Annotated in this window: 28 protein-coding genes; 19 read left to right on the top strand and 9 right to left on the bottom strand. The window is 41.7% G+C overall.

Features of this window, described 5'->3' with window-relative positions:
* Positions 1 to 59: 59 nt before the first annotated feature.
* Complete coding sequence (locus QNH43_RS25075; protein ID WP_283916130.1) at positions 60 to 1,253, top strand: M14 family metallopeptidase; 1,194 nt, start codon at positions 60 to 62, stop codon at positions 1,251 to 1,253.
* A 439-nt stretch (positions 1,254 to 1,692) separates the two neighbouring features.
* Here the strand turns inward: QNH43_RS25075 and QNH43_RS25070 are convergent, their stop codons facing one another.
* Positions 1,693 to 2,019, bottom strand: coding sequence for a hypothetical protein (locus QNH43_RS25070; protein ID WP_283916129.1), 327 nt, complete (start codon positions 2,017 to 2,019; stop codon positions 1,693 to 1,695).
* A gap of 269 nt (positions 2,020 to 2,288) precedes the next feature.
* On the opposite strand from QNH43_RS25070, the gene purT reads away from it, so the two are divergent.
* From purT to rpsN, 10 genes are all read left to right on the top strand, one after another.
* Positions 2,289 to 3,446, top strand: coding sequence for a phosphoribosylglycinamide formyltransferase 2 (gene purT, locus QNH43_RS25065; RefSeq protein WP_283916128.1), 1,158 nt, complete (start codon positions 2,289 to 2,291; stop codon positions 3,444 to 3,446).
* Between the two features lie 631 nt (positions 3,447 to 4,077).
* Complete coding sequence (locus tag QNH43_RS25060) at positions 4,078 to 5,445, top strand: alkaline phosphatase (RefSeq protein WP_283916127.1); 1,368 nt, start codon at positions 4,078 to 4,080, stop codon at positions 5,443 to 5,445.
* A gap of 22 nt (positions 5,446 to 5,467) precedes the next feature.
* Complete coding sequence (locus QNH43_RS25055) at positions 5,468 to 6,115, top strand: DUF4352 domain-containing protein (protein WP_283916126.1); 648 nt, start codon at positions 5,468 to 5,470, stop codon at positions 6,113 to 6,115.
* Between the two features lie 102 nt (positions 6,116 to 6,217).
* A complete protein-coding gene (locus tag QNH43_RS25050) occupies positions 6,218 to 6,370 on the top strand; it encodes a YpzG family protein (RefSeq protein WP_072272311.1) in 153 nt (50 codons plus the stop codon).
* A 199-nt stretch (positions 6,371 to 6,569) separates the two neighbouring features.
* Positions 6,570 to 6,950, top strand: a complete 381-nt coding sequence (locus QNH43_RS25045; RefSeq protein WP_283918449.1) for a nucleotide excision repair endonuclease — start codon at positions 6,570 to 6,572, stop codon at positions 6,948 to 6,950.
* 166 nt (positions 6,951 to 7,116) lie between these two features.
* Entirely contained in the window at positions 7,117 to 7,287 is a 171-nt protein-coding gene (locus QNH43_RS25040; RefSeq protein ID WP_181762212.1) for a hypothetical protein, read from the top strand.
* Between the two features lie 377 nt (positions 7,288 to 7,664).
* Positions 7,665 to 8,858, top strand: a complete 1,194-nt coding sequence (locus QNH43_RS25035) for a GTP-binding protein (protein WP_283916125.1) — start codon at positions 7,665 to 7,667, stop codon at positions 8,856 to 8,858.
* 22 nt (positions 8,859 to 8,880) lie between these two features.
* Positions 8,881 to 9,030 carry a 50S ribosomal protein L33 gene (rpmG, locus tag QNH43_RS25030; RefSeq protein ID WP_076368066.1) on the top strand — a complete coding sequence of 50 codons (150 nt, stop codon included), beginning with the start codon at positions 8,881 to 8,883 and terminating at the stop codon, positions 9,028 to 9,030.
* A gap of 321 nt (positions 9,031 to 9,351) precedes the next feature.
* Positions 9,352 to 9,540, top strand: coding sequence for a hypothetical protein (locus QNH43_RS25025; RefSeq protein ID WP_283916124.1), 189 nt, complete (start codon positions 9,352 to 9,354; stop codon positions 9,538 to 9,540).
* Positions 9,519 to 9,788 (top strand): 30S ribosomal protein S14, encoded by a 270-nt coding sequence (gene rpsN / locus QNH43_RS25020; protein WP_283916123.1) that lies wholly within the window; start codon positions 9,519 to 9,521, stop codon positions 9,786 to 9,788. The genes QNH43_RS25025 and rpsN overlap by 22 nt, the downstream gene beginning before the upstream one ends.
* Before the next feature lie 182 nt (positions 9,789 to 9,970).
* Here rpsN and QNH43_RS25015 read toward each other — a convergent pair whose 3' ends face one another.
* Entirely contained in the window at positions 9,971 to 10,375 is a 405-nt protein-coding gene (locus QNH43_RS25015) for a VOC family protein (protein ID WP_434060143.1), read from the bottom strand.
* Between the two features lie 304 nt (positions 10,376 to 10,679).
* Between QNH43_RS25015 and QNH43_RS25010 the strand changes: the two genes are divergently transcribed.
* The 3 genes from QNH43_RS25010 (at position 10,680) to QNH43_RS25000 (ending at position 13,210) form a co-directional block, all read left to right on the top strand.
* The gene (locus tag QNH43_RS25010; RefSeq protein ID WP_283916122.1) at positions 10,680 to 10,949 is read left to right on the top strand and encodes a DUF1292 domain-containing protein; all 270 of its coding nucleotides are present in this window, start codon (positions 10,680 to 10,682) and stop codon (positions 10,947 to 10,949) included.
* Between the two features lie 219 nt (positions 10,950 to 11,168).
* On the top strand, positions 11,169 to 11,597 hold the full coding sequence (locus tag QNH43_RS25005) for a cell wall hydrolase (RefSeq protein WP_283916121.1): 429 nt from the start codon (positions 11,169 to 11,171) through the stop codon (positions 11,595 to 11,597).
* Between the two features lie 146 nt (positions 11,598 to 11,743).
* Positions 11,744 to 13,210, top strand: a complete 1,467-nt coding sequence (locus QNH43_RS25000) for a PAS domain-containing sensor histidine kinase (RefSeq protein ID WP_283916120.1) — start codon at positions 11,744 to 11,746, stop codon at positions 13,208 to 13,210.
* A gap of 39 nt (positions 13,211 to 13,249) precedes the next feature.
* On the opposite strand, the gene QNH43_RS24995 is transcribed toward QNH43_RS25000, so the two are convergent.
* Positions 13,250 to 14,242, bottom strand: coding sequence for an NADPH:quinone oxidoreductase family protein (locus QNH43_RS24995; RefSeq protein ID WP_283916119.1), 993 nt, complete (start codon positions 14,240 to 14,242; stop codon positions 13,250 to 13,252).
* A 162-nt stretch (positions 14,243 to 14,404) separates the two neighbouring features.
* Between QNH43_RS24995 and QNH43_RS24990 the strand changes: the two genes are divergently transcribed.
* Positions 14,405 to 14,845 carry a peptidylprolyl isomerase gene (locus tag QNH43_RS24990; RefSeq protein WP_283916118.1) on the top strand — a complete coding sequence of 147 codons (441 nt, stop codon included), beginning with the start codon at positions 14,405 to 14,407 and terminating at the stop codon, positions 14,843 to 14,845.
* A gap of 72 nt (positions 14,846 to 14,917) precedes the next feature.
* On the opposite strand, the gene QNH43_RS24985 is transcribed toward QNH43_RS24990, so the two are convergent.
* Entirely contained in the window at positions 14,918 to 15,856 is a 939-nt protein-coding gene (locus tag QNH43_RS24985) for an oxidoreductase (RefSeq protein WP_283916117.1), read from the bottom strand.
* A gap of 333 nt (positions 15,857 to 16,189) precedes the next feature.
* Positions 16,190 to 16,960, bottom strand: coding sequence for a sulfite exporter TauE/SafE family protein (locus tag QNH43_RS24980; protein WP_283916116.1), 771 nt, complete (start codon positions 16,958 to 16,960; stop codon positions 16,190 to 16,192).
* A gap of 217 nt (positions 16,961 to 17,177) precedes the next feature.
* On the opposite strand from QNH43_RS24980, the gene QNH43_RS24975 reads away from it, so the two are divergent.
* Positions 17,178 to 17,960, top strand: a complete 783-nt coding sequence (locus QNH43_RS24975; RefSeq protein WP_283916115.1) for a TrmB family transcriptional regulator — start codon at positions 17,178 to 17,180, stop codon at positions 17,958 to 17,960.
* 290 nt (positions 17,961 to 18,250) lie between these two features.
* Here the strand turns inward: QNH43_RS24975 and QNH43_RS24970 are convergent, their stop codons facing one another.
* Positions 18,251 to 18,604, bottom strand: a complete 354-nt coding sequence (locus QNH43_RS24970) for a hypothetical protein (RefSeq protein WP_283916114.1) — start codon at positions 18,602 to 18,604, stop codon at positions 18,251 to 18,253.
* Positions 18,605 to 18,784: 180 nt separating this feature from the next.
* Here QNH43_RS24970 and nagZ point away from each other — a divergent pair, with 180 nt between their 5' ends.
* Positions 18,785 to 20,020, top strand: coding sequence for a beta-N-acetylhexosaminidase (gene nagZ, locus QNH43_RS24965; RefSeq protein WP_283916113.1), 1,236 nt, complete (start codon positions 18,785 to 18,787; stop codon positions 20,018 to 20,020).
* Positions 20,021 to 20,111: 91 nt separating this feature from the next.
* A complete protein-coding gene (locus tag QNH43_RS24960; RefSeq protein ID WP_076368055.1) occupies positions 20,112 to 20,300 on the top strand; it encodes a hypothetical protein in 189 nt (62 codons plus the stop codon).
* A gap of 44 nt (positions 20,301 to 20,344) precedes the next feature.
* Here the strand turns inward: QNH43_RS24960 and QNH43_RS24955 are convergent, their stop codons facing one another.
* The 3 genes from QNH43_RS24955 to QNH43_RS24945 form a co-directional block, all read right to left on the bottom strand.
* Positions 20,345 to 20,587 carry a hypothetical protein gene (locus QNH43_RS24955; protein WP_283916112.1) on the bottom strand — a complete coding sequence of 81 codons (243 nt, stop codon included), beginning with the start codon at positions 20,585 to 20,587 and terminating at the stop codon, positions 20,345 to 20,347.
* 179 nt (positions 20,588 to 20,766) lie between these two features.
* Positions 20,767 to 21,168 carry an SET domain-containing protein gene (locus QNH43_RS24950; protein ID WP_283916111.1) on the bottom strand — a complete coding sequence of 134 codons (402 nt, stop codon included), beginning with the start codon at positions 21,166 to 21,168 and terminating at the stop codon, positions 20,767 to 20,769.
* Positions 21,169 to 21,450: 282 nt separating this feature from the next.
* Positions 21,451 to 23,076: a M4 family metallopeptidase gene (locus QNH43_RS24945; protein WP_283916110.1), complete on the bottom strand. Its 1,626-nt coding sequence runs from the start codon at positions 23,074 to 23,076 to the stop codon at positions 21,451 to 21,453.
* A 440-nt stretch (positions 23,077 to 23,516) separates the two neighbouring features.
* Between QNH43_RS24945 and QNH43_RS24940 the strand changes: the two genes are divergently transcribed.
* Complete coding sequence (locus tag QNH43_RS24940) at positions 23,517 to 25,001, top strand: amino acid permease (protein WP_283916109.1); 1,485 nt, start codon at positions 23,517 to 23,519, stop codon at positions 24,999 to 25,001.
* Positions 25,002 to 25,221: the final 220 nt, after the last annotated feature.

Below are 25,221 nucleotides of genomic sequence, written 5' to 3'. Positions count from 1 at the left end.
GAATGTCAAAGCAATTATTAAATCGAATCAGCATACATTTGGTTAAGAGGAGGTGCAGTATGGACGTTTTTGTGCGGCAAAATGATTCCTTGTGGTATTATAGCCAATTATTCAAGGTGAATTACCAACTTATCATTGATTCCAATAGTGGAATCGATCCACTTGCACTTATGATTGGCCAACAAATCAAAATTCCTGGCTTTACGACGACCGGTTATAACATTAAACAAGGTGATTCGTTATGGGCAATTGCCAGGTCACGTCATCTTTCATTGGATGCCCTATTTTTGGTTAATCCCAATCTCAACCCGAACGCCCTGCAAGTTGGTCAGACAATTTCTGTGCCATTAAGGATTACGTGGAGGCTAATTCAAGGAAACCGGGAATATGATTATGAGACGATGATGACCGATGTAAGACGTTTGAAAACTATCTATCCATTTATTAAAACCTCCCCGATCGGTGATTCTGTGCTTGAAAGGGATATCCCCGAAGTGCTGATTGGTAATGGCAACAAACGAGTTCACTATAATGGTTCCTTTCATGCGAATGAGTGGATAACGACGCCTGTGATCATGACCTTTTTAAATGATTATTTACTCGCAATCACGAATCAGGCCGACATCCGCGGTCTATCTCTGTTTCCCTTTTATCAACAGACGATGCTGTCGATCGTCCCAATGGTGAATCCGGACGGAGTGGAGTTGGTTCTAAAAGGGCCGCCTGCAGATGAGTCATTGAGACGACGGCTCGTGGAATGGAATAATGGAAGCGAAGACTTCTCTGGCTGGAAAGCAAATATTAACGGAGTGGATCTGAATGATCAGTTTCCCGCCAAATGGGAACTGGAAAAAGAACGCAATAATGTAACGGAGCCAGGTCCGGCAAATTATCCCGGGGAAGGGCCGCTTACACAGCCAGAAGCCATTGCAATGTCAGAGTTGACAAGAAAACGTGATTTTGGCAAAGTCCTTGCGTTCCATACCCAAGGAGAGGTCATTTATTGGGGCTTTGAAGGTTTGGAACCGCCCGAGTCGGAAACGATAGTCAATGAGTTTGCGAGGGTCAGTGGATATGAGCCTGTCAAATCAGCCAATAGTTACGCAGGGTATAAGGATTGGTTCATTCAGGATTGGCGCAGGCCGGGGTTTACCGTGGAGCTGGGCAAAGGAACGAATCCCCTCCCTATATCACAGTTCGATGAGATTTATCAGAAGTCGCTTGGGATTTTCTTGGCAGGGTTATATATGTGAATTTTGACCAAATGAAAAAGCTCAACTCCGTTACCATGGGGAAGAGCTTTTTAGTCTTATAAACTATTAGACTTGAAACGATGAGGGCTGCTGCAAAAAATAAGTAAAGTCATGCTTTACTTATCGATTGCATGATTGACACGCTTTTAAGCCTGAAATTAACGGACATTCTCCATGTCCCAGTAATATTGCAGCCCTTACCAAAAGGAATTCTAATCGTTTTACGGTAAGAAGTTTAACTTCCTTAACTTTAGTATCGGCCCCACCTACGCCAGATACTGTGACGGCCACGCATGCCATCCAACCTAATTTCATTATAATAGAAAGCGCTTACATTTTCAAAAATAATCGTAATGCAAATTTCGACATTCGCATAAGTGTCCCTTACCAGTAGGTGGATAATGGGCGTATTACTGATAAGGGCCCAATAAGATTCAGGTTAATCTGCAATGAACTCCTGCAACTTTTTTGATAGTCCGCCACTGCCGAATTTAATGAACTTTGTCTTTCCGGCCTCTTGTGCCGGGGGTGCAGCAAATTCCAAAAAGGCTAAAAGGTTGATCCTTCGGTAAAGTATATGGTCAATGCCATATTGATAGAACCAATTATCGATTGCATTGTAAACCCCTCTATTCAGGTCATATTGCTGCCGGCACCATTCAAAAAATAATCTGTCAGGCAGATTGATGTACTTCATATCCTCAAGGCGGCCATTTTTCTTCTCATTCAAAATAGGGAAAATGGGCCTTACTGATTCCTTTTGCATAGTGTTTTTCCTCCCTTATTGATAAAAACGAAAAGGCTCCCTACTCATGCTGAATAGGGAGCCTCCAGTGAACTGGTCAGCTTATATATTTTCATCCAGCATAAAACTTATTATTCCTACTTGTCAAGTGTGTATTTAAAAAAACTTAAATGAATAATTTTGTTTATTGTTTTTGATGCAATTTAAATGAAAATACGAATAAATATTTATGTTTATTCGTTTATAGTTCGTATATAATGATTTTGAGGATATGGAGGAGGAGAGACTGAATGTATAAATCGAAAAAGATTTTATTATTGGGCTCGGGTGAATTGGGGAAAGAGGTCATAATTGAAGCACAGCGACTTGGTGTGGAGACCGTTGCTGTAGACCGCTATGAACATGCACCTGCCATGCAAGTCGCTCATCGCAGTTATGTGATCGATATGCTGGATGCGGAACAATTAAGGGGAATTGTGGAAAAAGAACAACCCGATTTAATTGTACCGGAAATCGAAGCCATCGCTACATCTGAATTAATCAAATTGGAAGAGGAAGGCTTTCATGTCATTCCGACGGCAAGAGCGGCTAAATTGACTATGGATCGTGAAGGAATCAGGAGATTGGCTTCTGAAACCCTGGAGATTCCGACCGCAGCCTACAAATTCGCAGATACATATGAAGAATTTGTCCAAGCTGCCAAGGAAGTTGGATTTCCCAATGTGGTAAAACCGCTGATGAGTTCCTCAGGTAAAGGGCAAAGTGTGTGCCGCACGGAAGGTGACCTGGAGGATTGCTGGAGGATTGCGATGGAAGGCGGCCGGGTTCAAAATGGACGGGTGATCATTGAAGAGTTTATCCGTTTTGATTCGGAAATCACGTTGCTTACTGTCCGGGCCATAAATGGTACCATGTTTTGTGCCCCCATCGGTCACATTCAGCAGGGCGGGGATTATATTGAATCCTGGCAGCCGCATGATATGACAGGAGAACAAATAATGGAAGCGAAAAGAATTGCGCATGCCATTACGGATGAACTTGGGGGGTACGGATTATTCGGGGTTGAGCTTTTCCTTTCAGGGGATAAAGTCTATTTCAGTGAAGTTTCCCCTCGTCCGCATGATACGGGGCTAGTGACTTTAGTGACTCAGAATCTGTCGGAGTTTGCCCTGCATATTCGGGCGGTTCTAGGATTTCCCATCCCGGAAATCACGCTGATCAGTCCAGGTGCCAGCCGTCCATTAAAAGCGCAGGATGAGTTATCGGAATATTCTATAGTCGGTGTTGAACAGGCTTTGGCTCTACCTAATACACAAGTGCGCCTTTTCGGAAAACCTGTTACAAAGGCAGGTAGAAGGGTCGCAGTCGCCCTGTCGTCTGCCGATTCAATCGAATTGGCGAGAGTGAATGCGGCCCGTGCTCTGGAATGTTTAGTTGTAGAGAAGTAATCGTTTAAAAAGCCCTTTGGGTAGAAAGCTTCAGTTTGTCGACAAAGGGGGGCGGAAAGGGAGCGGATTTCTTTAACCAAAATTGATTTCCATTCAGGCACTCGCTTTCCGCGGGAGGTCCGCCCTCGGTGCCCTTTGCGTGTGGGATTCCCCTTGGACCCGCATTTCTAAGCAGGAGTCTTGAACAACCTTTCCAACCAAATTGAATATCTTTTAAAAGAAAAACTGTAGGCTGGTCTCATCCCGAACTGAGAATTTGTCTACAGTCTGACTCTTAAGCATCCTGATAGTGATAGGGTGCTTTATTTTCTTTTCTCTACTGATTTTTTAGCACTTTCAAATTCCTCACAATTCACCCTGTTTTGAAGACATCGAATAAAAAAAGATCACTTACCCTCGCTCGTGTTAACTAAATCTTTTCACTCATCCAACCCCTGTAAAATGGCCCCACTACTGGTGATTTTCCTGAACAACCAACAACCCGCATAAAAGTGGCATGCCATTCCGCGTCATGTCCCTTTACCTTGTCTTAACAATTATCCTGCTGCATTTTTACATAGCCTTGACATTGGGTTCATCTTCTTCACCTATAGTTTAATTAAATAGAAAAAATTAAAGGGAGGCTATTCATTTGAATCGCACATGGAGTAAAAAGGTATTGCCCATCACACTGGCTTCAGCATTAGCATTTGGAGGTCTATCATGGTCCGCAGCGGATCGTGTTTCGGCAAAGGATAAGACAAAAAAAGACCCGGAAATCAAGAACGTGATATTCCTGATCGGTGACGGCATGGGTGTTTCCTATACCTCCGCTTACCGGTATTTAAAAGATAACCCTGGTACGAAGGTGGCAGAACGGACAGAGTTTGATAAATACTTGGTTGGCCAGCAGATGACTTACCCAGAAGACTCTGCACAAAATATAACGGATTCAGCTTCTGCCGCAACGGCAATGTCTGCCGGAGTGAAGACTTATAACGCTGCTATTGCAGTGGATAACGATAAATCTGAAGTCAAAACCGTATTGGAAGCAGCAAAGGAAAAAGGAAAAGCGACAGGATTGGTTGCCACTTCAGAAATCACTCATGCTACACCTGCATCTTTTGGCGCCCATGATGAAAATCGGAAAAACATGAATTCAATCGCAGACGATTATTATAATGAATTAGTCAAGGGCAAACATAAAATTGACGTCCTATTGGGCGGTGGAAAGTCAAATTTTGTCCGGCCTGATGTCAATTTGGCGAAAGCCTTCGAAAAAGACGGTTACAGTTATGTGACTGATAAAAATCAAATGCTTAAGGACAAAAATGAACAGGTACTTGGTTTATTCGCTTCTGAAGGACTCCCGAAAATGATTGACCGCCCAAGTGAAACGCCTTCTTTGTCAGACATGACAAGTTCGGCGATCCAGCGCTTGAATAAAGACAAAGATGGATTCTTCCTGATGGTCGAGGGAAGCCAGGTCGATTGGGCCGGACATGATAATGATATCGTAGGGGCAATGAGTGAAATGGAAGACTTTGAAAAAGCATATAAAGCGGCCATTGAATTTGCGATGAAAGACAAACATACTTTAGTTGTGGCTACTGCGGATCACTCTACAGGAGGATTCTCGATCGGGGCAAAAGGAATATATAACTGGTATGGTGAACCGATCAAGGCAGCCAAACGCACCCCTGACTTCATGGCGGATGCCATCGTAAAAGGGGCCGATGTTGAAAAGACATTAAAGCAATATATTGATCAAAATGAAGTGAAACTAACTGACGGTGAAATCAAAACGGTAACAGAAGCTGCCAAATCAAAAAATGTGACGAACATCGATAACGCCATCGAAGCCATATTCGACAATCGGACCAATACTGCATGGACTACCGGGGGACATACAGGTGAAGATGTTCCGGTCTACGCATATGGACCATATAAAGAACGTTTTGCAGGGCAGGTCGATAACACGGATCAAGCCAAAATCATCTTTGATCTATTAAAGAAGTAAAAACACTTCAGGGAGGGATTCGATGAAAAGACTGATGATTGGTGCCCTGTTATTAACGGCATTTGGTGCTCTTAATACCCAACCAGCTTACAAAGAAGAAACGACCGCTAAAGAAAAAACAGAGGAAGTTGCCCGGCCACTGGTAAAAAAGGATGTCTATGTTCCGAATCCACAGCTTCCTGATGATATAAAATTGAACCAGATCGGTCAGAACGTTTCCGATGCAAAGGGCGAATTAACTTTGAAGGCCTATAAAAAAGTGAATGAAACATTGAATGTTGGCCCTATCGAGGTTAAAGTCAAAGAAATGAAAGTGATGCATGCCACTCCGGATTACAGCATGATTGATTTCTTCCACGGCTATACGCATGATGAAGATTTCGATATCGTAAAAATGAACGTGGAAATCAAAAATAATACGGATAAAAAAATCATGTTTTCCCCAGTTGCCTTCCTTGAAACGGATAGAGGAGAACATCTGACATGGGAAGATGATATCTACTTGGAAGAACTTGCTGGTGAAATAGAAGGAAACGGTTCAAAAAGCGGAAACATCGGTTTCATTCTAAATGATGGAAACATAAAGGGCGTATCCGTCATGACAAGTGATGCGGTGGATGAAGAAGGGAAAGTCCTTGCAAAAGGCAAATCAGCTGAATTCGCTTTTTAAAGAGTATGTATAAATGCCTTGGAAAAATAAAATACTAGAACAAGTGATGGGATTACTATCACTGAACGGAATATCCAAATCCTAATGATGAGGTGACACAGAATGAGCTATAAAGATCAATTAGATCCACATTCTCAAAAGTTTCACCATAATTGGACAAGACCTAAGCGTTCAAAATCTCAAGTTAATGGTCATACGCAAGAATCACAAACGAACATTATACTAAGAAGCAATGCAAAGGCTCACAGGTGGTAACGGATATTTCCGACAAAGAAGGAGGCTCCCAGCGAGTCTTCTTCTTTATATTTAATCGAGAAAACAGATCAAGGCATACATGGCTTTTCACTCATAATTATGATACCATTTACCTTTAAGATTGAAGTGATGAGCTTGGCGTGAAACTCGAGATCCGATTCCGATTGAACGTTTCACTTTATACAAATAGAGGACGTGAATTGTAATGATTAAAATTGAAATCCCTGCAGCGGATATAAGCATCAAACAAAGAAAGCAAGTTATAGAAGGAGACGAACCTGCTATTCCTGAAATTTACGGGTTTATCGATTTTCATTTGATTCCCCGTGATAAAGGCGGCATCATCTTGTTTTACAATGAAAATGATGAACTGATTTTTGTCGGTAAAGCCCGTAAATTAAGACCAAGGGTCAAGAAGCATTTCGAGGATAATGTTTCTCCGATTAAAGAGCATCGTAATGAAGTCAAGAAAATTGACATTCTTTTAGTCGAAGACGCTATGGAACGTGAAATCTATGAAACGTACATGATCAATAAGCTTCATGCTAAATACAACGTCGACAAAGTGTTTTATAAATAAGAAGTACCTATGAAAAGCTGACTGCATATGCACTCAGCTTTTTTGTGTGCAAACTTAAGTTCACATATGTCCAAAAATAATTTCGTACATTAACATCTGCTACATGTTAGGTTAACAATGTTGGTTTATATTTAGAGTATTCCAATACATTCTCAGGAGGAAGCTATTGAAGAAAATACTTTGTAAAAAGGTGTTGGTTATCTCGATCGGGACAGTGATTGCCTTTGGGAATTTAACGTGGTCCGTGTCACAAGCTTCTAAATTGGCGAAACAGAGAGAAATTGAAACTTTTGAACAAAAGACAGTAAAATCCTCAGGGTGGGAAATGGCGGAATAAGCATAGTGACGAATGATTTTTTTCTCGATTTGCAACAAAGAAAAAGAAAAATGTATTGGGAAATGAAACATTGTTGATGATCAGCAGCTTGTCAAAAATACATTAAATGATATAACTCAATGGAGGTTCTTTACACATGAAGTTATGTGTGATGGGGCTTCCTTTCATTTATCCGTGATTGCACCTGGAGCAGTATTGGAGCAATCGTGATTACATTTGTCAGGAAAAGTATTCGGAGGCAATTTCGAAAAAAACTTGCAAATAGTAATGATTACGTTTTATTATTAAAGGGTGTTTTTACATGAGAGATAGCTTCGGTATTTAAATCGTAATGATTTTGATTTATAGGAAGGTATCAGGTAAAGGAGTGGAAAGCGATGGAGATGAAGAAAATTCCGGTTACGGTATTGAGTGGATACCTTGGTGCGGGAAAGACGACGCTTTTGAATCATATTCTTGAAAATCGGAATGATCTGAAGGTTGCCGTCATCGTTAATGATATGAGTGAAATCAATATTGATGCTTCTCTGGTCAAGCAGGGAGGGTTCACCCGGACGGATGAAAAACTGGTGGAAATGCAGAATGGCTGCATTTGCTGTACGCTTCGTGAGGATTTGATGATTGAAGTGGAGAAATTGGCGAAACAAGGGGACATTGATTACATCGTGATTGAATCGACTGGGATAAGTGAACCGGTACCTGTAGCTCAAACCTTCTCGTATGTTGATGAAAGCATGGGAATTGATTTAGCGGAATATTGCCGGCTTGATACGATGGTTACCGTTGTTGATGGGTATAACTTTTGGCGAGACTTCACTTCAGGAGAAACACTCATTGACAGGATGCAGGCAACTGATGCTGCGGATGGCAGGGAAGTGGTCGATCTATTAATAGATCAGATAGAGTTCGCCAATGTCATCCTATTGAATAAAATCGATCTAATTGATGCTGACGCCGTTGAGGAATTGAAAGCGGTTCTTCAAAAAATGAATGCGGATGCGAGGATCATCGAAACAAACCATTCCAAGGTGCCGCTAAAGGATGTATTGAATACGCAATTATTTGATTTTGAAGAGGCAAGCCAAGGAGCTGGCTGGATAAAGGAATTGAATGAAGTGCATATCCCGGAGACCCTGGAGTACGGGATTTCTTCCTTCGTTTACAGAAGGAAAATACCCTTTCATCCCGAGAGGCTGATGGAGTGGGTAGAAAACTGGCCCGTACAAGTGGTGAGGGCGAAGGGCTTCCTTTGGCTGGCATCGAGAAATGATACGGCAGGTTTACTATCGCAGGCAGGACCGTCATTAACTTTACAAGCAGCTGGTAAATGGATTGCAGCATACCCTGAGGAAGAACAGCGCCAAATTTTAAAGGAGGCACCTGAATTATTGGAACGGTGGGATGCAGTATACGGTGACAGGATGACGGAGCTGGTGATGATTGGCATTCAAATGAATCAACAGGAAATCGAAACTGAATTAGATCAATGCTTATTGACGGAAACTGAGTTGCAGCAGGATTGGTCTAAGTACGAAGATCAATTGCCTGCATTCACGGAAAACGTTCATTAAAAAATTTTAGGAGGAAACAAAAATGAGAGTAAACATTACTTTAGCATGCACAGAATCAGGGGACCGAAATTATATCACGACGAAAAACAAGCGGAATGACCCGGACAGGATCGAATTGAAAAAATACTGCCCGCGATTGAAGAAACACACGCTTCACCGTGAAACGAAGTAATTTTAAGGTTTAAATCGTAATGATTGTGATTTATTGAAGAGAATGGTGTTAAAGGCGAGAGGTTCAGGTTGGAATGATCATTATTGGCGGAGGCATGGCATTTGTACGGAAGTCATTTCAACGCCCTTTTAACATTCTCCATCCGTACACCATCTGGATGTGAATCCATTCAGCCTGCAGAAATAAGTGGAAACGGTAGCCTGGAACAATAACTTTTACGGAAATCCTTCAATGAACATGGTGTAGATTTATCCATTAGGCGTGGGTGCAAGGGGAAGTCACCTCTGTGCCTGCAAAAAGGGATAGGGATAAAAAATCCAATTGCAAAACAATCGATGGCATGTAGGACAAAAACTTGCGATTTCAACTGGTGTTGGTGAACATGCTCCAGATATCCAGGAATATATCGGGAGCAAGACAGGCAGCGGAACGAATTGTGAACAGTTTATAGAATCTATAAAAAAAATCTTTAAAAAAGGAGAATATGAATGGCGAAAAAATCCAAGGTGATAAAAGCGCAAAAACAGTTGGAAATGGTCGAAAAGTATGCACAACTTAGAAAGGAATTGAAGGAGAAAGGGGATTATGCCGCATTGGCTAAACTCCCTCGTGATTCATCGCCGACAAGGGTCCACAATCGTTGTGGAGTAACGGGGAGGCCTCGTGGATATATGCGCAAATTCAACATGTCACGTATCGTTTTTAGAGAGCTTGCTCATAAAGGGCAACTGCCGGGTGTCAAAAAGTCAAGCTGGTGAAGATGGGGGATGAAAGGTGATTAAATAGTCTTTCTTTCATTCACTTTTTATGGAAATCATTTATAAGAAAAGGAGCCTTTGTTGAACAAGAAAGGGTTTTTATCTGTGGATTTTGTTGGACATTGACGAAGCGGCTTGTAAAGTGAACGTTAAAAAAGCAGAAGTCTTTAAGACTCTGCTTTTTACCTTTGGAAAAATTCAATCCACTCTTTTTCCGGTCCATATACGTAGAAATAGCGATAACCATTTGGAAGGGTGACAATCTCTTCATCAATCAGCTCAGTATTATCCAAGCTTTTGATCCGGGCATATTCTTCTTCGATATCATCCACGGTAATGGCAAAATGGTGGATCGTTGCTTCGGATGGCAGTGTGTCGCTATATCCCTGAATCAATTCTATTTCTGTTTCGTCCGACTCTTCGTAACCCAGGAATGCCAGTTCGATTACCCCATTAGTATGAGTCATGCGTGCTTTTAATTTTAAATCCAGCACATCTTGATAAAAGGCGATGGATTTTTCAAGATCTTTTACAACGACGCCAATGTGATCGACCCTTTTCACAGCCAAGAAACCTTCCTCCTTCATTATAGCCAGATGCAATATAGCTAATATTAGTATATATAAGATTATTCGGAATTGAATTACATTTTTATTGCGTTTTAGATAATTTTTTAGGTGATGTTAACAAAGGGAAAGTTTTGGTGAATAATGAAAAAATGATAAATGGCTTATGGGATAATAGTTTTCTTCCATAATTTTTCTTGTAAGATTCTTTTCTTGGAAAGATTGGAATTCATCATTTCCATGGCAAAAATTTGTTTCTAAATGGAATAGTCGATATACTATTACAAACAACTCCATTATTAATGGATATGAGAGGAGAGGTAGTATGGGAAAAATTCGTGAAGGTGAAGTTTTCACCCTTACCGATGACAGCGATGAAGGTCATGAAGTAGAGGTTTTAGGATCATTGGATGTAGAAGGAACGGAATATGTTGCAGTAGGTTTGCTTGAAGATATTGAAAAGGATACAGATGAAGATATCGATATTTTCTTTTTCAGGGTCGAAGGCGAAGGTGACCTGCTCGATATCGAATCGGATGAAGAGTTCGAAAAGGTATCAATGGCGTTTGAAGCGGCATTTGAAGCGAAAGAATGACAAGATAAAGGCGGCACATTGTGTGCTGCCTTTTTTATGTATAAAGAAAGTATTGGCCCCGCCTTCGCCAAATACCATGATAGCCACGCGTGCTATCCAGCCTTACTTAAGTATAGGGGTATATTATTGATTGGACGTGTACTATATATGAAGATTTTGTTAATAAACGGAGTATTTTTCCATCTCCAAGGCATAGGATAAAAAAGTGGAGGTGATGGGATGGCCGTTGTTAAGCACACTGATGCCGATATTTCCTTATTGGCAAGATTGCTTAGGGCGGAAGGTGAGGGTGAAGGTGATCAAGGCATGTTGATGATCGGTAATGTAGGGATCAATCGGATTAGGTCGAATTGTTCCGATTTCAAAGGGTTGAGGACGATTCCAGACATGATTTATCAGGAGCATGCCTTTGAAGCTGTACAGAAGGGGTATTTTTATCAGCGGGCAAGGGATAGGGAAAAAAGGCTTGCGCGCCGGAACGTAAATGGTGAAAGGCTATGGCCCTCGAAATTTAGCCTATGGTACTTCAGGCCACCGGGAGATTGTCCGGCAACCTGGTATAATCAGCCCCTGGTTGGGCGTTTCAAGCTTCATTGCTTTAATGAACCAACAGGTACGGAATGTCCGAACATTTATAATACATTTTAAGGAGAAGGCTGAACCTTATGGAGGTTTGGCCTCTTTGTGCATCAGTCTTTAACTAGGAAAAATCATATGATAAAACTGGCAAATGATTTACTGATACTGTAAAATTGAGACTGTAAATTTCCGGATAAGAAAGGAATAAAAAATTGATGAGTAAAAGGCTTATTAATTATGGAAAAGGGCAAATGGGAGTACAGCCGGAGGATAATACCGAGAAATTTAAGTCTTTCATGGAGAACAACCCGGACGCCATTTCCATTGTTGATCTGGAAGGAAAGACCCTTCAGGTGAATGCAGCTTTTGAAGAGTTTTTCGGTTGGACGAATGATGAGCTCATTGGCATGCCGTTTCCTATTATTCCTGATTTCTTGAAGGAATCAGTCAATGAATTGCATGACCAGATTAAGGCAGGGGTACAAAAGAAAGGCTTTGAAACGGTCAGGTTAAGGAAGGATGGCCAGTTAATCGATGTAAGCATCTCCCTGTTCAATATTCGGGATGATGAAAATGAGCCGTGCGCTCTGGTTTTCGTTTATCGGGATATCACGAACCAAAAACTTGCCGAAGCTGCCTTGAAGGAAAGTGAGCAAAGGTATCGCAGTTTAGTGGAGGTGTCACCTGAAGCGATTTTTGTACATCGCAATGGGATCATCGAGTATATGAATCCCATGGGGGCAAAAATGCTTGGGATGGATAGTGTGGAAGATATTATTGGTAAATCGGTTTTTCAGTTCGTTCACCTGGAGTCCCGGGAGAGTGTACAAAGAAGAATCGATATCATGAGGGATGATCACCAGGCGGTTGGTTTACTGGAGCAAAAGTTCATTCGACTTGACGGACAAGTATTTTATGGAGAAACACTCGGTCTTCCGATTATTTATAAAGGTCAACCGGCCATACAGGTATTCTGCAGGGATATTACGGAGCGTAAAAAGACCGATGAGCTGCTCTGTAAATCCAATATGTTATCAGCGGTAGGACAGATGGCTGCGGGTATCGCACACGAATTAAGAAATCCATTAACTACGGTCAAAGGATTTTTACAATTATTAAGGGAAAATCCTGAGCAAAAGGATTATCTTGAAATGACGGTCAGTGAAGTTGAAAAAATCGAAACCCTGGCCAATGAATTTTTAAGTTTAGCAGAGCCTGAAGCGAAGGTTTGTGAATACATCCAGCTTAACGATATATTGGATAGTGTGATAACGTTAGCCGAGTTTCAAGCGATTTTGAATGATGTTGAAATCATCAAGGAATATAAGACGGAGTCGGTATCTGTCTTTGGAGAACCGAATCAGTTAAAACAAGTATTCACGAATGTCGTCAATAATGCGATAGAAGCCATGCCGAATGGCGGCAAACTTCATATACAGTTACATCATGGAGGAGACTATGCAATGATCCGTTTCATTGATTCAGGCTGCGGAATCTCAAATGAGCGCATGGAACATCTAGGGCAGCCTTTTTATAGCACCTCTGAAAAAGGAACGGGGTTTGGGCTCATGGTCAGTACTAAAATCATCCATGAGCATAATGGGGAAATTCATTTCAGCAGCGAAGTGGGAGAAGGGACGATTGTAGATATCAGTCTTCCTATCAATGAAAGTTCACAATGAAAAGTGACGAGAAGCCATGCTCTCGTCACTTTTTTTGGTTTATAGCTTAACGATCGTCCTGCCTCTTGCTTCCCCTTTTAATAGGGTGGGAAGGACGTCCGGCAATTCTTCAAGTGTAATTTCCTGTTGGATGAGCTGTTCTAAATGGTCGAGTTTAAAGTCGGTGGCAAGGCGATGCCAAACTTTCAATCTTGTATCCATCGGGCAATTGACCGAATCGATCCCAAGCAGATTAACCCCTCTTAGAATGAATGGAAAGACGGTGGCTGGAAGGCTTGTACCAGCAGTCAATCCACTGACCGCCACAGCTCCGCCATACTTGATTTGGCTAAGGACCGAGGCTAACGGTTCACCGCCGACGGGATCTATTGCCCCGCTCCACTTCTGTTTTCCCAGTGCCCGCAGCTTGCCATCATATACTTCTTCACGCGAAACGATGGTCGCCGCACCGATTTTCTTCAAGTATTCATGCTCCGATTCTTTTCCTGTACTCGCCTCAACGGAATAGCCAAGTTTGGAAAGGATCGAGACGGCGAAACTGCCGACCCCGCCAGTTGCACCAGTGACGAGAACGCTTCCTTGCTCAGGGGTGAGATTATTTTCTTCCAGTCGCAGAACCGATAAGGCTGCGGTGAAACCGGCCGTTCCGATGATCATCGCCTCTTTCATTGTAAGGCCATCAGGAAGCGGGACGATCCACTCTGCAGGAACACGGGCAAATTGACTATAGCCCCCTGATTGGGAAACGCCAATTCCGTAGGAGGTCGCAATGACTTCGTCTCCTTCTTTAAAGCGGGAATCCTCAGATGAAACGACAACACCAGCCATGTCAATTCCCGGAACGATCGGATAGCTGCTGACAATGTTTCCATTTGGAATTGCCGCAAGGCTATCTTTATAGTTCACACCGGAATAATGAACACGGATGAGCACTTCGCCTTGAGGTAGGTCATCAAGTGACAGTTGCTGAATGTTAACGGTGAATTGATCATCTTGCTTGTTCACGACCAATGCATCAAATTGCTGTATCATGGTTCGTTCCCCCTTAAAATAATGAATCTATCCCATTATAAAAGAAAAAATATAGGAATGTATAATGATACAATTCAAAATAAGTAGCGCTTGCTTTTCTTTCTGCTTCTAAAAATGGTACTATTAGATTTGATTCAGTTCATATTAAAGGAGATGTTTAACATGGCTAAAAAAGGATACATACTTATGGAAAATGGAGAAAAAATCGAATTTGACCTTTTCCCGAACGAAGCACCGAACACAGTGGCTAACTTCGAAAACTTGGCAAACACAGGATTTTATAATGGCGTAGTCTTTCACCGTGTAATCCCTGGTTTCGTAAGCCAAGGAGGAGATCCAACAGGTACTGGTGCAGGCGGAAGCGGCAAGCAAATCAAATGTGAAACAGAAGGAAACCCTCACAAACATGAGGCAGGAAGCCTATCGATGGCACATGCCGGAAGAGACACAGGCTCAAGCCAATTCTTTATCGTGCATGAACCACAACCGCATCTTAACGGTGTTCACACAGTATTCGGTAAAGTGACATCTGGACTTGAAACAGCCAAAGCCATGAAAAATGGCGACAAAATGGAAAAAGTCGAAGTTTTTGACGCTGAATGATGAAAGCGAAAAGAGGGGGCATTATGCTCCCTCTTTCTTTTTGCACTGTTCATGAGCGAAAACAGGGGAATGTCATTTTGGCGTCACGCTTTCAGTGAAACGATATTTGACCTCTGTCAAGGTTTCTGAAATATCCCATAATCTTTTCGAGGTTTCTTCATTATATAAGGAATCGATGATATCGTCCTTTCTCGGAAAACCTTTTCTGCTCTTCTTCCCATCGGGTCCGATATACTCACCGCCTGTTAATGTAGGTTCCGTTGCGGCATAAAGGGTAGGCAATGCTCCCATACTCGCCGGCTGGGTGATGGTTTTCGAAAGAAAATGCACGAATCTATTTATGGGTTTTCCAGATCCGCGAGACATGAGATTTGTATGGGAAAGGCCCGGATGACAGGCAATGCTCATCGGGCTTGCATCATGCTGGTTGAATTTATTCTGTAATTCGCGGGCGAAGAGTAGATTGGCCAGCTTGCTTTGCCCATAGTATTTCATTGGTTTATATCCGTTTTCACCATTTAGATTTTCGAAGTCTATATATCCATTGATGGCGGCCAAGCTGCTCAATGTGACCACACGCGATTTTGGCGTGGAAAGGATACGCGGAAGAAGGAGACCCGTCAAAGCAAAATGACCGAGATGATTGCTGCCGAATTGCAGCTCGAAACCATCTTTCGTCATACTGTATGGCGGAATCATCACACCTGCGTTATTGATGAGGACGGATAGAGAGTCATAGTTCTCCTGAAAGGAATCAGCAAAATGCCGAATGCTGCTTAAATCGCTTAAATCCAGCTGCATCACGTGTACATTTGCCTTAGGATGGACCGATAAGATTCTATCGACTGCCTTTTCACCCTTTGAAGCATTCCGGACTGCAAGGATGATCTCTGCCCCCTTACCGGCCAGGGCAAAAGCCGTTTCGAAGCCAATTCCACTATTTGCCCCAGTAATCACAATGGTTTGCCCCGATACATCTGCCATTTCTTCGCCATTCCACTTTTCAATCATCCAATCACACCTTCCCACACAGTCTATACCTATCATATACCCAAATAATTCCTATATGTCACATTCTGTGGCAGGAACATAGTGCTGTATTCCATTTTTTTAAAAAAGCTCTTTTTGTATAGATTGTTGTTTTTAAAACGAAACGATTTAAGGTTGATTGGAACGGATTGCGAGACTCCTGCGGGAGCAGCGGGACAGGTGAGGCCCCGCAGGCGTTCACGCCGAGGAGGCTCACCGCCCGCCCCGCGGAAAGCGAGCATTGGAGGGAAATCAACCACACCGCATTACTTGGTGAATAGCAACAAAGTATAAGAAAACGGCCTTTTAAAAAAATTAGCCGCCCATTAAATAATCCATTATATTTTTCACGATCAGAATGACGGTCACCATGATAAATAAAACCCTTACATATGCCACTCCCCTCTTAATGGCGAATTTAGATCCGGCCAATGCTCCTGCTATCATGGAGATTCCCATTGGTATTCCATAGGAAAAGTTGACGGTATCAAGGAATACGAACATGATCAGTGCGGCCAGGTTGCTTCCGAAGTTCAAAAATTTCGCATTTCCTGCAGAGTGTAAAAAATCAAAGCCAATCATTAAAAAGGCAAATAGAATGAAAGATCCCGTTCCAGCGCCCAAAAACCCATCATAAAAACCAATGGCAAATATAGCGAACGCAAATAGTGCAGCCTTTTGCCATGTGAGTTTATGGTAAGTCGATTTCTTTCCCCAGTCCTTTTTAAAAATGGTATAAATGGCAATAGCTATTAATAGAACCAAGATCATTGGCTTTAATAATTCAGGCGAGACGAAATTAACTACCAAAGCGCCTAGAAGGGAACCTATGAAAATCAGTGGGAAAAGTTTGGAAACCAATCGAAAATCAACCTTACCTGAGCGAATGAAGGCAATGGTACTTGTTAAAGACCCCATGGAACTTGCTAACTTATTCGTTGCGATCGCTTGAGAGGGGGGGAGTCCTGAAAATAATAAAGCGGGTATGGAAATCAGGCCTCCGCCGCCTACCACAGAATCAATGAATGCTGCCAAAAATCCGAAAAACATCAGCAGCAAGAGTGTTGAAGTTTGTATATCCTCCATCCAAGAAGCCTCCGTATCAATGGCATTATGGCTGAAATGCTTGTTATGCCGAAGCCATAATCCAAAGTTTTTCTATTAGTCACTATTTAGATAGTAACTAATAGAAATCGTTCTGTAAATAAGAATTTTATGAGCCATGCCTTTTGAAATCGATTAGATTTAGATAAGAGATTTGGTATGATAGGCATATCATCTACTAAAAGCACTAGGAGGTACTATGCAAGATATCATTCAAAAACTACAGTCTCTCGGGTTTAGTCAATATGAAGCAAAGGCTTATGTTTCTTTGGTTCGCCAAGGTCCAACCAGTGCCTATCAAGTAAGCAAGGAATCAGGAATTCCAAGGGCCCGCATCTATGAAATATTAAACGGACTGCAAGAAGAAGGAATCGTCTTAAAAGAGGAAATCAATGACTCGATAAAATATTCACCGCTGCCAGTCGATGTGTTTTTGGAATCGGTTCAATCAAAATGGAACAATACCTATCAATCCATCAGCGATACACTAAAACAATTCGAGAAAATCGAACCGATGTCCGACAATCGTGTAATGACGCTTAAAGGGGAAGGGCATATCCTTTCCTTTTGCCGTACTTTGATTCACAAGGCCGAGAAAAGGGTGGTGGTTTCATTATGGGACGAGATGTATGGAAAACTTGAACAAGAGCTAAAGGGGGCCGCCGCGCATTGCACTCTCAAGGGGATTGCATTTCAGGTTGAAAACCCATTATCAGGTATAGATATACATCGCAAAACCAGCTATGTGGAAAATATCGGAGAAAACAAATGGTTCATCTTATCCATTGATGGCAAGGAGACGATTTACGGACCTTCTCCCGAAACGAGAGAAACGGCTTTCTACACAGATGATCCCATTCATATCAATTTTCTCGAAAATTACATTTGGCATGATATCCTCGTTAACCGCTTGGTTAAAAAGGATGAAGAAGATACTGAGAAATGGATTTCAAGTGAAAGAGACCATTTTTTCTCCCTATAAGATTTGAAAAAAGCTGATAACCCCATTGCAGGGATATCAGCTTTTTTATTTTGGCTCTTTTCGTAAAGATTGTTGTTTTTAAAACAAAACGATTTAAGGTTGATTGGAGCGCAAGTGCGAGACTCCTGCGGGAGCAGCGGGACAGGTGAGACCCCACAGGCGTTTACGCCGAGGAGGCTCACCGCCCGCCCCGCGGAAAGCGAGCATCTGGAGGGGAAATCAACCACACCGCTTTACTTGGTAAATAGCAACAAAGTATGCGAAAACAGCCTTTATTTTTGTACCAAAAGTCATTCGGATAAAAGGGTTTTAGGAAATCTAATGGACGTGGGCAAGCTGGATTTATCTCGATAAGATCTGTAAGACACAACCGGATGATTATGCGCTTGAACATCCAACTGGAGAACCTGTGAGCTTTTCATTTCCAAATAGTACGAAACGTCTTCTTTTTGTAAATGATAAAAAGAAAAGGGTATCCCTAAAAGGTTTTTCCTGATTAGTTTTGTTTCAGGCTGATTGATGATGTGCTCACTCAATTCCGCTATCGTAACAGAGGTTGTTCCTGTAATGGCTGTTATTTTTTCTTTTGCATAATCGACTGCATGACTGAAGGTACCGGCAAGATTCTTCAACATTCCGCTCATGAGGGCATCTCCTTTTAAATAGGCTATGTTTGTAGTATGGTACGCGGCTAATGCTTTATGCAAAAAATACGCATTGATGATATAGAATTGTCACTTTATGAACATGATTAAGAAGTGTGCAACGAATTTAAAAAAAGGCAATCAAGGAAGGACAGAGAAAATGTCTATGAAGGTCAAAGCATGAAGAATAAAAAAATTTATATGGGCCTGCTTTTAATCGCAATCCTCGCTTTTTCAATATTGTTCATTCAGCTGAATACCGATGGGAATTTCAGAGCGGAAAAAGGGAAAGACGCCGATGCGGATAGTCATGAGAAAATAGAAAAACTGCTGAAAAAAATGACGCTTGAAGAAAAAATCGGCCAGCTTATGATGGTCGGTTTCAAGGGAACTGAAAAGGGCAAAGAAATTACGGAGCTTATCGAACAAAAACATATAGGAGGCGTCATTTATTTTGACCGCAATATGAAATCACCTAAACAAGTGGCTAGGTTATCCAATTCGCTTCAGCAAACGGCCGATCAAAGTACACATTCGCTTCCGTTGATGGTGGCCATCGATCAGGAAGGCGGGGACATCATCAGGATGAAGGAAAGGGTATCGCCAATCCCATCGCAACAGGATCTTGGAAAAAATGCCTCTATTGAAGATGTGTACAAAGTGGCCAAATTGAATGGGACAGAACTGGGCTCCATGGGAATTAACATTAATTTCGCCCCTGTACTTGATCTATCTAAAACGGATAAGCGTTCATTTGGGCAAGATCCCGAAAAGGTCCATCAATACGGAAAGAAAGCCATTCAAGGCTTGAGCGATGTATCGATAACCGGTGCATTGAAGCACTTTCCTGGAAACGGACGCAGCGAAATCGATCCGCATGTCGAAACATCTTCCGTGGAGGCAAACCAACTTGATCTGGAAAATTCGGATATTTATCCTTTCAAGCAAATAATAAGGGAAATGGATAATCAAAAGTTTTTCGTGATGGTGACCCACATTAAATATCCAGCCTATGATACAGAAAAACCAGCAAGCCTTTCAAAAATCATCATAGAAGACCTGCTTAGAGGGAAACTCAAATATGAAGGACTTGTCGTTACAGACGATTTGGAAATGGGTGCTGTGAACAAGTATTACTCCTATGAAGAGATGGGGAAGCAGGCAATCCTTGCAGGAGCTGATTTATTACTTGTCTGTCATGAATATTCCCATGAGCTTGAAGTATATAACGGATTACTGCAAGCGGTGAAAGCAGGGGAAGTTCCAATGGATAGAATTAACGAGTCAGTGAAAAGAGTGCTGACATATAAACTTTACAATATGAAGCAAACGAAAGCTGACCCGGATCAAGCTGAAAAAGTGGTGAAAAATCCCGAAAGCATAAAGTATATCGAAAGCCTGGGCGAGGATGAATAAAAGCGAAACCACTCTCTCAAAAGGATGCATTTGTTTAAATCAGCTGATAGAGGGAATACTATATATGACTAACTTGAAGGAGGAAACTAACATGCCATCAAACAAAATGCTTGGAACCGTCCTGATAGGAGCAGCCGCATTTTTAATGCGCAATAAGAAAACCCGTGAAAAAACCATGAATCAAATAAGGTCCCTAGCCACACCGGAAACCATTGATAAGGTTAAGGGTCAATTCCAATCAATAACCAAAACAAAATCAAGTAACCCATCCGTACGTTAAGGTAAAATGATCCCATTAAAATTTTTAATGGGCCTGACTGTAAATTAGGGAAGAACTAGTTTACAGTCATTTTTTTTCTTAAAAAAGTTCCAGTTGATTTCAGAAATCCGCTCCCTTTCCGCCGACTGTCTGCCAAGCCTCCTCGACGCAAGCCTCCTCGACGCAAGCGTCTGTGAGGCCTTGGCTAGCCAGTTATTCGGCAGGAGTGTCGCATTTCTCTTGGGAGGGTTCATTCGTATAATAAAATCATGGTTCGGGGTGAGAGCATTTCGAACTTCCTTTGTCATCAAACTGTCCCCATAAGTAGTTCTTAATGGGGCTTTTTTATTGCTTTAATATCGCCGATTAGTATCAGCAGTGAATGGCGTTACCAAGCCGGTAAAAGTAAAAAAAAAAAGCACTCGTTTCTTTCGAAGACCATGGAGAGGTATTCAAAAGTACAAGTGCTTTCATGAATGGTCGATGATCAATCAGCTTCATCTTCACCGTCATTTTCTTTATTGAACCAAAGCGGGTCCTCATTATCGACTTCACCATTATAATTAATCAGGATTTCTTCCCCTGCTTTTATGTCGGTGTAAGCAAAGAAATCAAACGTATGATTCTTGAAGTTTATGTCATACGTAGCGTTGGGTGTATAAGAATGATTAAACAGCATGCCATAACCTAAAAGCATGGCAGTATGGTTAATTCCATATTCAAACGCATAATCAGCCAGCAATGTCTTCTCTATGAAAACATGCTCCTCGTTCGGATAAGCAATGACAGGTGCCTCATGCAAAAGCTCACCTTTTTTAATGTCTCGTGTTGCGAATACGCCTCTATTGAACTCACCATCACTGAGTGTGGAAGTTTTAACTTCAATCATGTTCGTCACCTACTTGTTCTATTCAATATAGTCCAGATCATCTAAGCTTGACAGTTAATAAGAAGAAAAGCAACTATTTTACGGAATTAATTGATTTTACCAAACGGCATGATTATTTTTTATTGCGGCTCTACCGGTACCGTAGGACGGAATTCTTCACATGAAGGACGAAAAAAGGTAGCGAACGGCTGAAATAATCGGGATAGCCCCATTTATCCAATACAATAAAAAAACCTCCGCTAGAAGTGAAGCTAGGGAGGTTTCGGTCATATAGGTAAATCCTTAATTCACACCGACAGATGTAAAGGCATTTTTGACAGCTGTGACTTCTGCACTGCTAGAACCGTATAAATCAGAGGTAGCTTGTACGACTGCCGCCCTGGCTTGTGAAAATGTCGACGAGGAAGTTAAATAAATCGTGTTTGCCCGGTAAAAGATGGCGCCCAGTTTATCGATGCCAATCCCGGATACGCTCACGCCATGGTGAGTTCCGCCTGCAGAGATCAAATAAGCCGCCTTATTGATGATTCCGCTGTTCGTGTGCACTCCGCCGTTATCACCCGTTCCCGTATAGCGGTTCGAATAATGGTCAGGGTCACCATTCAATGTTGGATTAGCCATTGAACGGAGTGCATCACCGGAAATGTTAGGTGTGTAAATATCTTCTCCGATCAAATAATCGGCTTTGGCACTTTGGTTCTTGAATTCGACGACGGTGCCAAAAATATCAGAAATCGCTTCATTCAAAGCACCGGATTCATATTGATAGGTAAGGTTCGATTCCGAGGAAGTCACGGCATGCGTCAGTTCATGTGCAACGACATCCAGACCGCCGGACAATGGGATGAACGTCGTGCCATCACCATCACCATAAACCATTTGGGTGCCATCCCAGAATGCATTATTGTATCTTGAGCCATAATGAACGGTCGATTTCAGGATGGTTCCATTTCCATCATAAGAGTTCCGTCCAAATGTGGATTTGTAATAATCATAGGTTTTACCCGCATAATAATGGGCATCAACCGCAGCTTTATCGGTAGAAGCAGTGAAAGCATTTGTCGTGTTGGAAAAGAGTGTACCAGGCAATCTTGAACGGTTATTGGCATTATACGTGTAGATGCCTTTACCGCGTGTATTGTCCTGTAAATAATATCGGCCGCTGGATAAGGTAGTGTTCAATGAAACGGTATTGTTTAAGACGCCGGTGCCCGTTCCGACGGAATTGGTCCCCGTCACTTCATCTAGTGTATTAAATTTATTCAGGATTTTACCTGTTTTGACTGATATGAAATAATTATGATTTCCTGGTTCAGGACTTAAGAATTTCAAATTGACCTTATATACATAATCGGCCTTGCCTTCATTTGCGTATACATATAGGTCGGATTCCGGTGATTGTTCGTAGGCAGGAGTGAATCCAAGATCCGCTTCAGCTATTTTGATGGCTTCGGTTTTACTGATGCCTTTTTTAGCCTTTTTCCCTAATTTCGTGTTTAGATTGGCTTCAACCGTTCCGGACACGACCGTCAATACCCCTTTAGCGTCGATCAATACTGCTTGTGTGGAATTCCATACAGGTACGCCTTTATAAGTTTGTTGCAATTTGAGGACGGTATTGCCCAGTTCATCCTTGCTTTCTTTCAGGATCGTGAAGGAGTCTTTAGCCTTTTGCTTTTCAAGCTTGTAAGACTTTTTGTTTTCATCAAAAAAGGTAAGAATGATATCTTCTGCCGTTTGCTTCGAAGGGTCCGTAAGTTTCCCAGACTTGAATTCTAGCGAATCCTTATGCTTATTGTACTTTTCAACACTTAACACATTTTTTGCCGCTAAAGCTTCTTGATGGGGAATGGCAGAAAATAATAGACCGAGAGATAGTGCAGTTCCTAAAAATACCTTACCTTTCATAACACTCAACTCCTTCATGAGAATACCTCATTTTTACATCGTTTTATATTATTGACAAATAGAGAAAAGTCACAAAAATATGACATTTAAAGTAATAAAATGGAGAAAAATGGATTTTGATAGGAATATTCTCTGAATATATTCTTTTAGTAATATTTGGAATGTATTTAAATTTAACCAAATGAATAAAAGTGCAAAAAAACATGGCATAATGTGCAAAAAAATGTGGCGTAAAGTGCAAAAAAATTTGTCTATTGAGGGCGCTTTTTTTGATAATTTGTTGAATATTGTGTTTTGTAAATTTGGCACGAAAATTGCATATATTCAGAAAAGGAATTCGAATTGTAAATTAGATCTATTTGAAAGTCTATGAAATAGGAAAATTTATTAAATGGATTTCCCATATATGAAAGCGCTTATATAGAAAGGGATGAAAATTTATGATACCAAAACAAGAACATGACATCGTTCAACATCCTCCGCAGCAAGAAGGACAAGAACTAAAACGCGGTTTAAAATCCCGTCATTTAACGATGATTTCCATTGGCGGGGCTATTGGCACCGGGCTGTTTCTTAGCAGCGGGGCAGCCATTCATACAGCTGGGCCAGGCGGCGCATTACTTGCATATGCCTTAGTTGGGGCAATGGTGTACTTTGTGATGACAAGCTTAGGGGAACTGGCAGCATTCATGCCTACAAGCGGTTCTTTCAGTACCTATGGATCGAAATTCGTCGATCCGGCATTTGGGTTTGCGTTGGGATGGACGTATTGGTTCAATTGGTCGATGACGATAGCCGCAGAGTTGGCAGCCTCGACAATGATCATGAAATTCTGGTTTCCGGATAGTCCATCATTGTTGTGGAGTTCATCATTCTTGGTGCTCATTTTCCTATTGAACTATTTATCCGTTAAAGGATATGGTGAAGGGGAATATTGGTTTTCGTTCATAAAAGTAACGGCCATCGTCATTTTTATAATCGTCGGGCTGCTAATGATCGTCGGCATTATGGGCGGCGAAGCGGTAGGGTTTAAAAACTTCACCGTCGATGACGCTCCTTTCCCGGGTGGGTTCATGGGTGTCTTCATCGTATTCATAGCGGCTGGCTTTTCTTTTCAAGGTACCGAAATTGTCGGCGTGGCTGCAGGGGAAAGTGAAGATCCTGCACGGAATATACCGAAGGCCATTAAAAGTGTCTTCTGGAGAATCTTGCTCTTTTACGTATTGGCAATCTTTGTAATTGGGCTGCTTATCCCTTATACGAGCTCAAGCTTACAAGGTGATAACGTCATGGTGAGCCCATTCACGCTCATTTTTGAAAAAGCTGGAGTGGCCTTTGCCGCTTCGCTTATGAATGCCGTCATTTTAACCGCGGTATTATCTGCAGGTAACTCAAGTCTATATGCATCAACGCGTATGTTATACTCAATGGCCAAAGATGGACAAGCGCCGCGTATTTTTGCAAAACTTAATAAACGCGGAGTGCCGGTTGCAGGCATGATTTTGACATGTTCCATCGGCATGCTGGCCTTTTTAGCCTCCATATTCGGTGATGGTAAAGTGTATATTTGGTTAATGAATGCCATTGGAATTACAGGATTTATCTTTTGGCTCGGCATTTCCATCAGCCATTACCGTTTCCGGAAAGCATTCATCGCTCAAGGCCATTCATTGGAGAAACTGCCATATAAGGCATTATGGTTTCCGATTGGACCGATCTTTGCCATTTTAATTGGCATGATCGTCATCCTGTCCCAAAATATTCAAGCATTTTTCTCAGACCACATCGATTGGGGCAGTGTTATAGCTGCATACCTGGGGATTCCGCTTTTCCTTGGTCTATGGTTTGGTTATAAACTAGTAAGAAAAACTAAATTCGTTAAACTTGATGAAGTGGAATTTGACTTTGACAAAAAATATGAATGAAAAAGCTTAAAGTAAAATCAGCCGGACAATGTAGTTTTAAATTGTCCGGCTTTTACTTGTGTTCTTTAGGCTCGTTATCAAAAGCCAGGAAGCTGATTCCTGGTTTTTTATTTTTTAAAATGGAAATTTATACAAATATTACAGGAGGTATTATATGATAATCGTAAACTCTGCTAAATTGCATGTACAGAACGACGGGGAAAGCTTTTAATATTTCCAA

The sequence above is a fragment of the Peribacillus simplex genome, from assembly GCF_030123325.1.
In the GTDB taxonomy this organism is placed as follows: Bacteria; Bacillota; Bacilli; order Bacillales; family DSM-1321; genus Peribacillus; species Peribacillus simplex_D.
The sequence above is the reverse complement of the archived record's forward strand: the minus strand, read 5'-3'. Positions and strand labels throughout refer to the sequence as shown.

Bases quoted from the DNA above. Each gene is read 5' to 3' on its own strand.
- nagZ (WP_283916113.1), top strand. From the start codon at position 18,785: ATGAAGAATAAAAAAATTTATATGGGCCTGCTTTTAATCGCAATCCTC.
- QNH43_RS24980 (WP_283916116.1), bottom strand. From the start codon at position 16,960: ATGGAGGATATACAAACTTCAACACTCTTGCTGCTGATGTTTTTCGGA.
- QNH43_RS24960 (WP_076368055.1), top strand. From the start codon at position 20,112: ATGCCATCAAACAAAATGCTTGGAACCGTCCTGATAGGAGCAGCCGCA.
- QNH43_RS24955 (WP_283916112.1), bottom strand. From the start codon at position 20,587: ATGACAAAGGAAGTTCGAAATGCTCTCACCCCGAACCATGATTTTATT.
- QNH43_RS25000 (WP_283916120.1), top strand. From the start codon at position 11,744: ATGAGTAAAAGGCTTATTAATTATGGAAAAGGGCAAATGGGAGTACAG.
- QNH43_RS25055 (WP_283916126.1), top strand. From the start codon at position 5,468: ATGAAAAGACTGATGATTGGTGCCCTGTTATTAACGGCATTTGGTGCT.
- QNH43_RS25035 (WP_283916125.1), top strand. From the start codon at position 7,665: ATGGAGATGAAGAAAATTCCGGTTACGGTATTGAGTGGATACCTTGGT.
- QNH43_RS25015 (WP_434060143.1), bottom strand. From the start codon at position 10,375: ATGAAGGAGGAAGGTTTCTTGGCTGTGAAAAGGGTCGATCACATTGGC.
- rpsN (WP_283916123.1), top strand. From the start codon at position 9,519: ATGGCGAAAAAATCCAAGGTGATAAAAGCGCAAAAACAGTTGGAAATG.
- QNH43_RS24950 (WP_283916111.1), bottom strand. From the start codon at position 21,168: ATGATTGAAGTTAAAACTTCCACACTCAGTGATGGTGAGTTCAATAGA.
- QNH43_RS24995 (WP_283916119.1), bottom strand. From the start codon at position 14,242: ATGATACAGCAATTTGATGCATTGGTCGTGAACAAGCAAGATGATCAA.
- QNH43_RS24940 (WP_283916109.1), top strand. From the start codon at position 23,517: ATGATACCAAAACAAGAACATGACATCGTTCAACATCCTCCGCAGCAA.
- QNH43_RS25070 (WP_283916129.1), bottom strand. From the start codon at position 2,019: ATGCAAAAGGAATCAGTAAGGCCCATTTTCCCTATTTTGAATGAGAAG.
- QNH43_RS24990 (WP_283916118.1), top strand. From the start codon at position 14,405: ATGGCTAAAAAAGGATACATACTTATGGAAAATGGAGAAAAAATCGAA.
- purT (WP_283916128.1), top strand. From the start codon at position 2,289: ATGTATAAATCGAAAAAGATTTTATTATTGGGCTCGGGTGAATTGGGG.
- QNH43_RS24945 (WP_283916110.1), bottom strand. From the start codon at position 23,076: ATGAAAGGTAAGGTATTTTTAGGAACTGCACTATCTCTCGGTCTATTA.
- QNH43_RS25010 (WP_283916122.1), top strand. From the start codon at position 10,680: ATGGGAAAAATTCGTGAAGGTGAAGTTTTCACCCTTACCGATGACAGC.
- QNH43_RS24970 (WP_283916114.1), bottom strand. From the start codon at position 18,604: ATGAGCGGAATGTTGAAGAATCTTGCCGGTACCTTCAGTCATGCAGTC.
- QNH43_RS25050 (WP_072272311.1), top strand. From the start codon at position 6,218: ATGAGCTATAAAGATCAATTAGATCCACATTCTCAAAAGTTTCACCAT.
- rpmG (WP_076368066.1), top strand. From the start codon at position 8,881: ATGAGAGTAAACATTACTTTAGCATGCACAGAATCAGGGGACCGAAAT.
- QNH43_RS25075 (WP_283916130.1), top strand. From the start codon at position 60: ATGGACGTTTTTGTGCGGCAAAATGATTCCTTGTGGTATTATAGCCAA.
- QNH43_RS24985 (WP_283916117.1), bottom strand. From the start codon at position 15,856: ATGATTGAAAAGTGGAATGGCGAAGAAATGGCAGATGTATCGGGGCAA.
- QNH43_RS25005 (WP_283916121.1), top strand. From the start codon at position 11,169: ATGGCCGTTGTTAAGCACACTGATGCCGATATTTCCTTATTGGCAAGA.
- QNH43_RS24975 (WP_283916115.1), top strand. From the start codon at position 17,178: ATGCAAGATATCATTCAAAAACTACAGTCTCTCGGGTTTAGTCAATAT.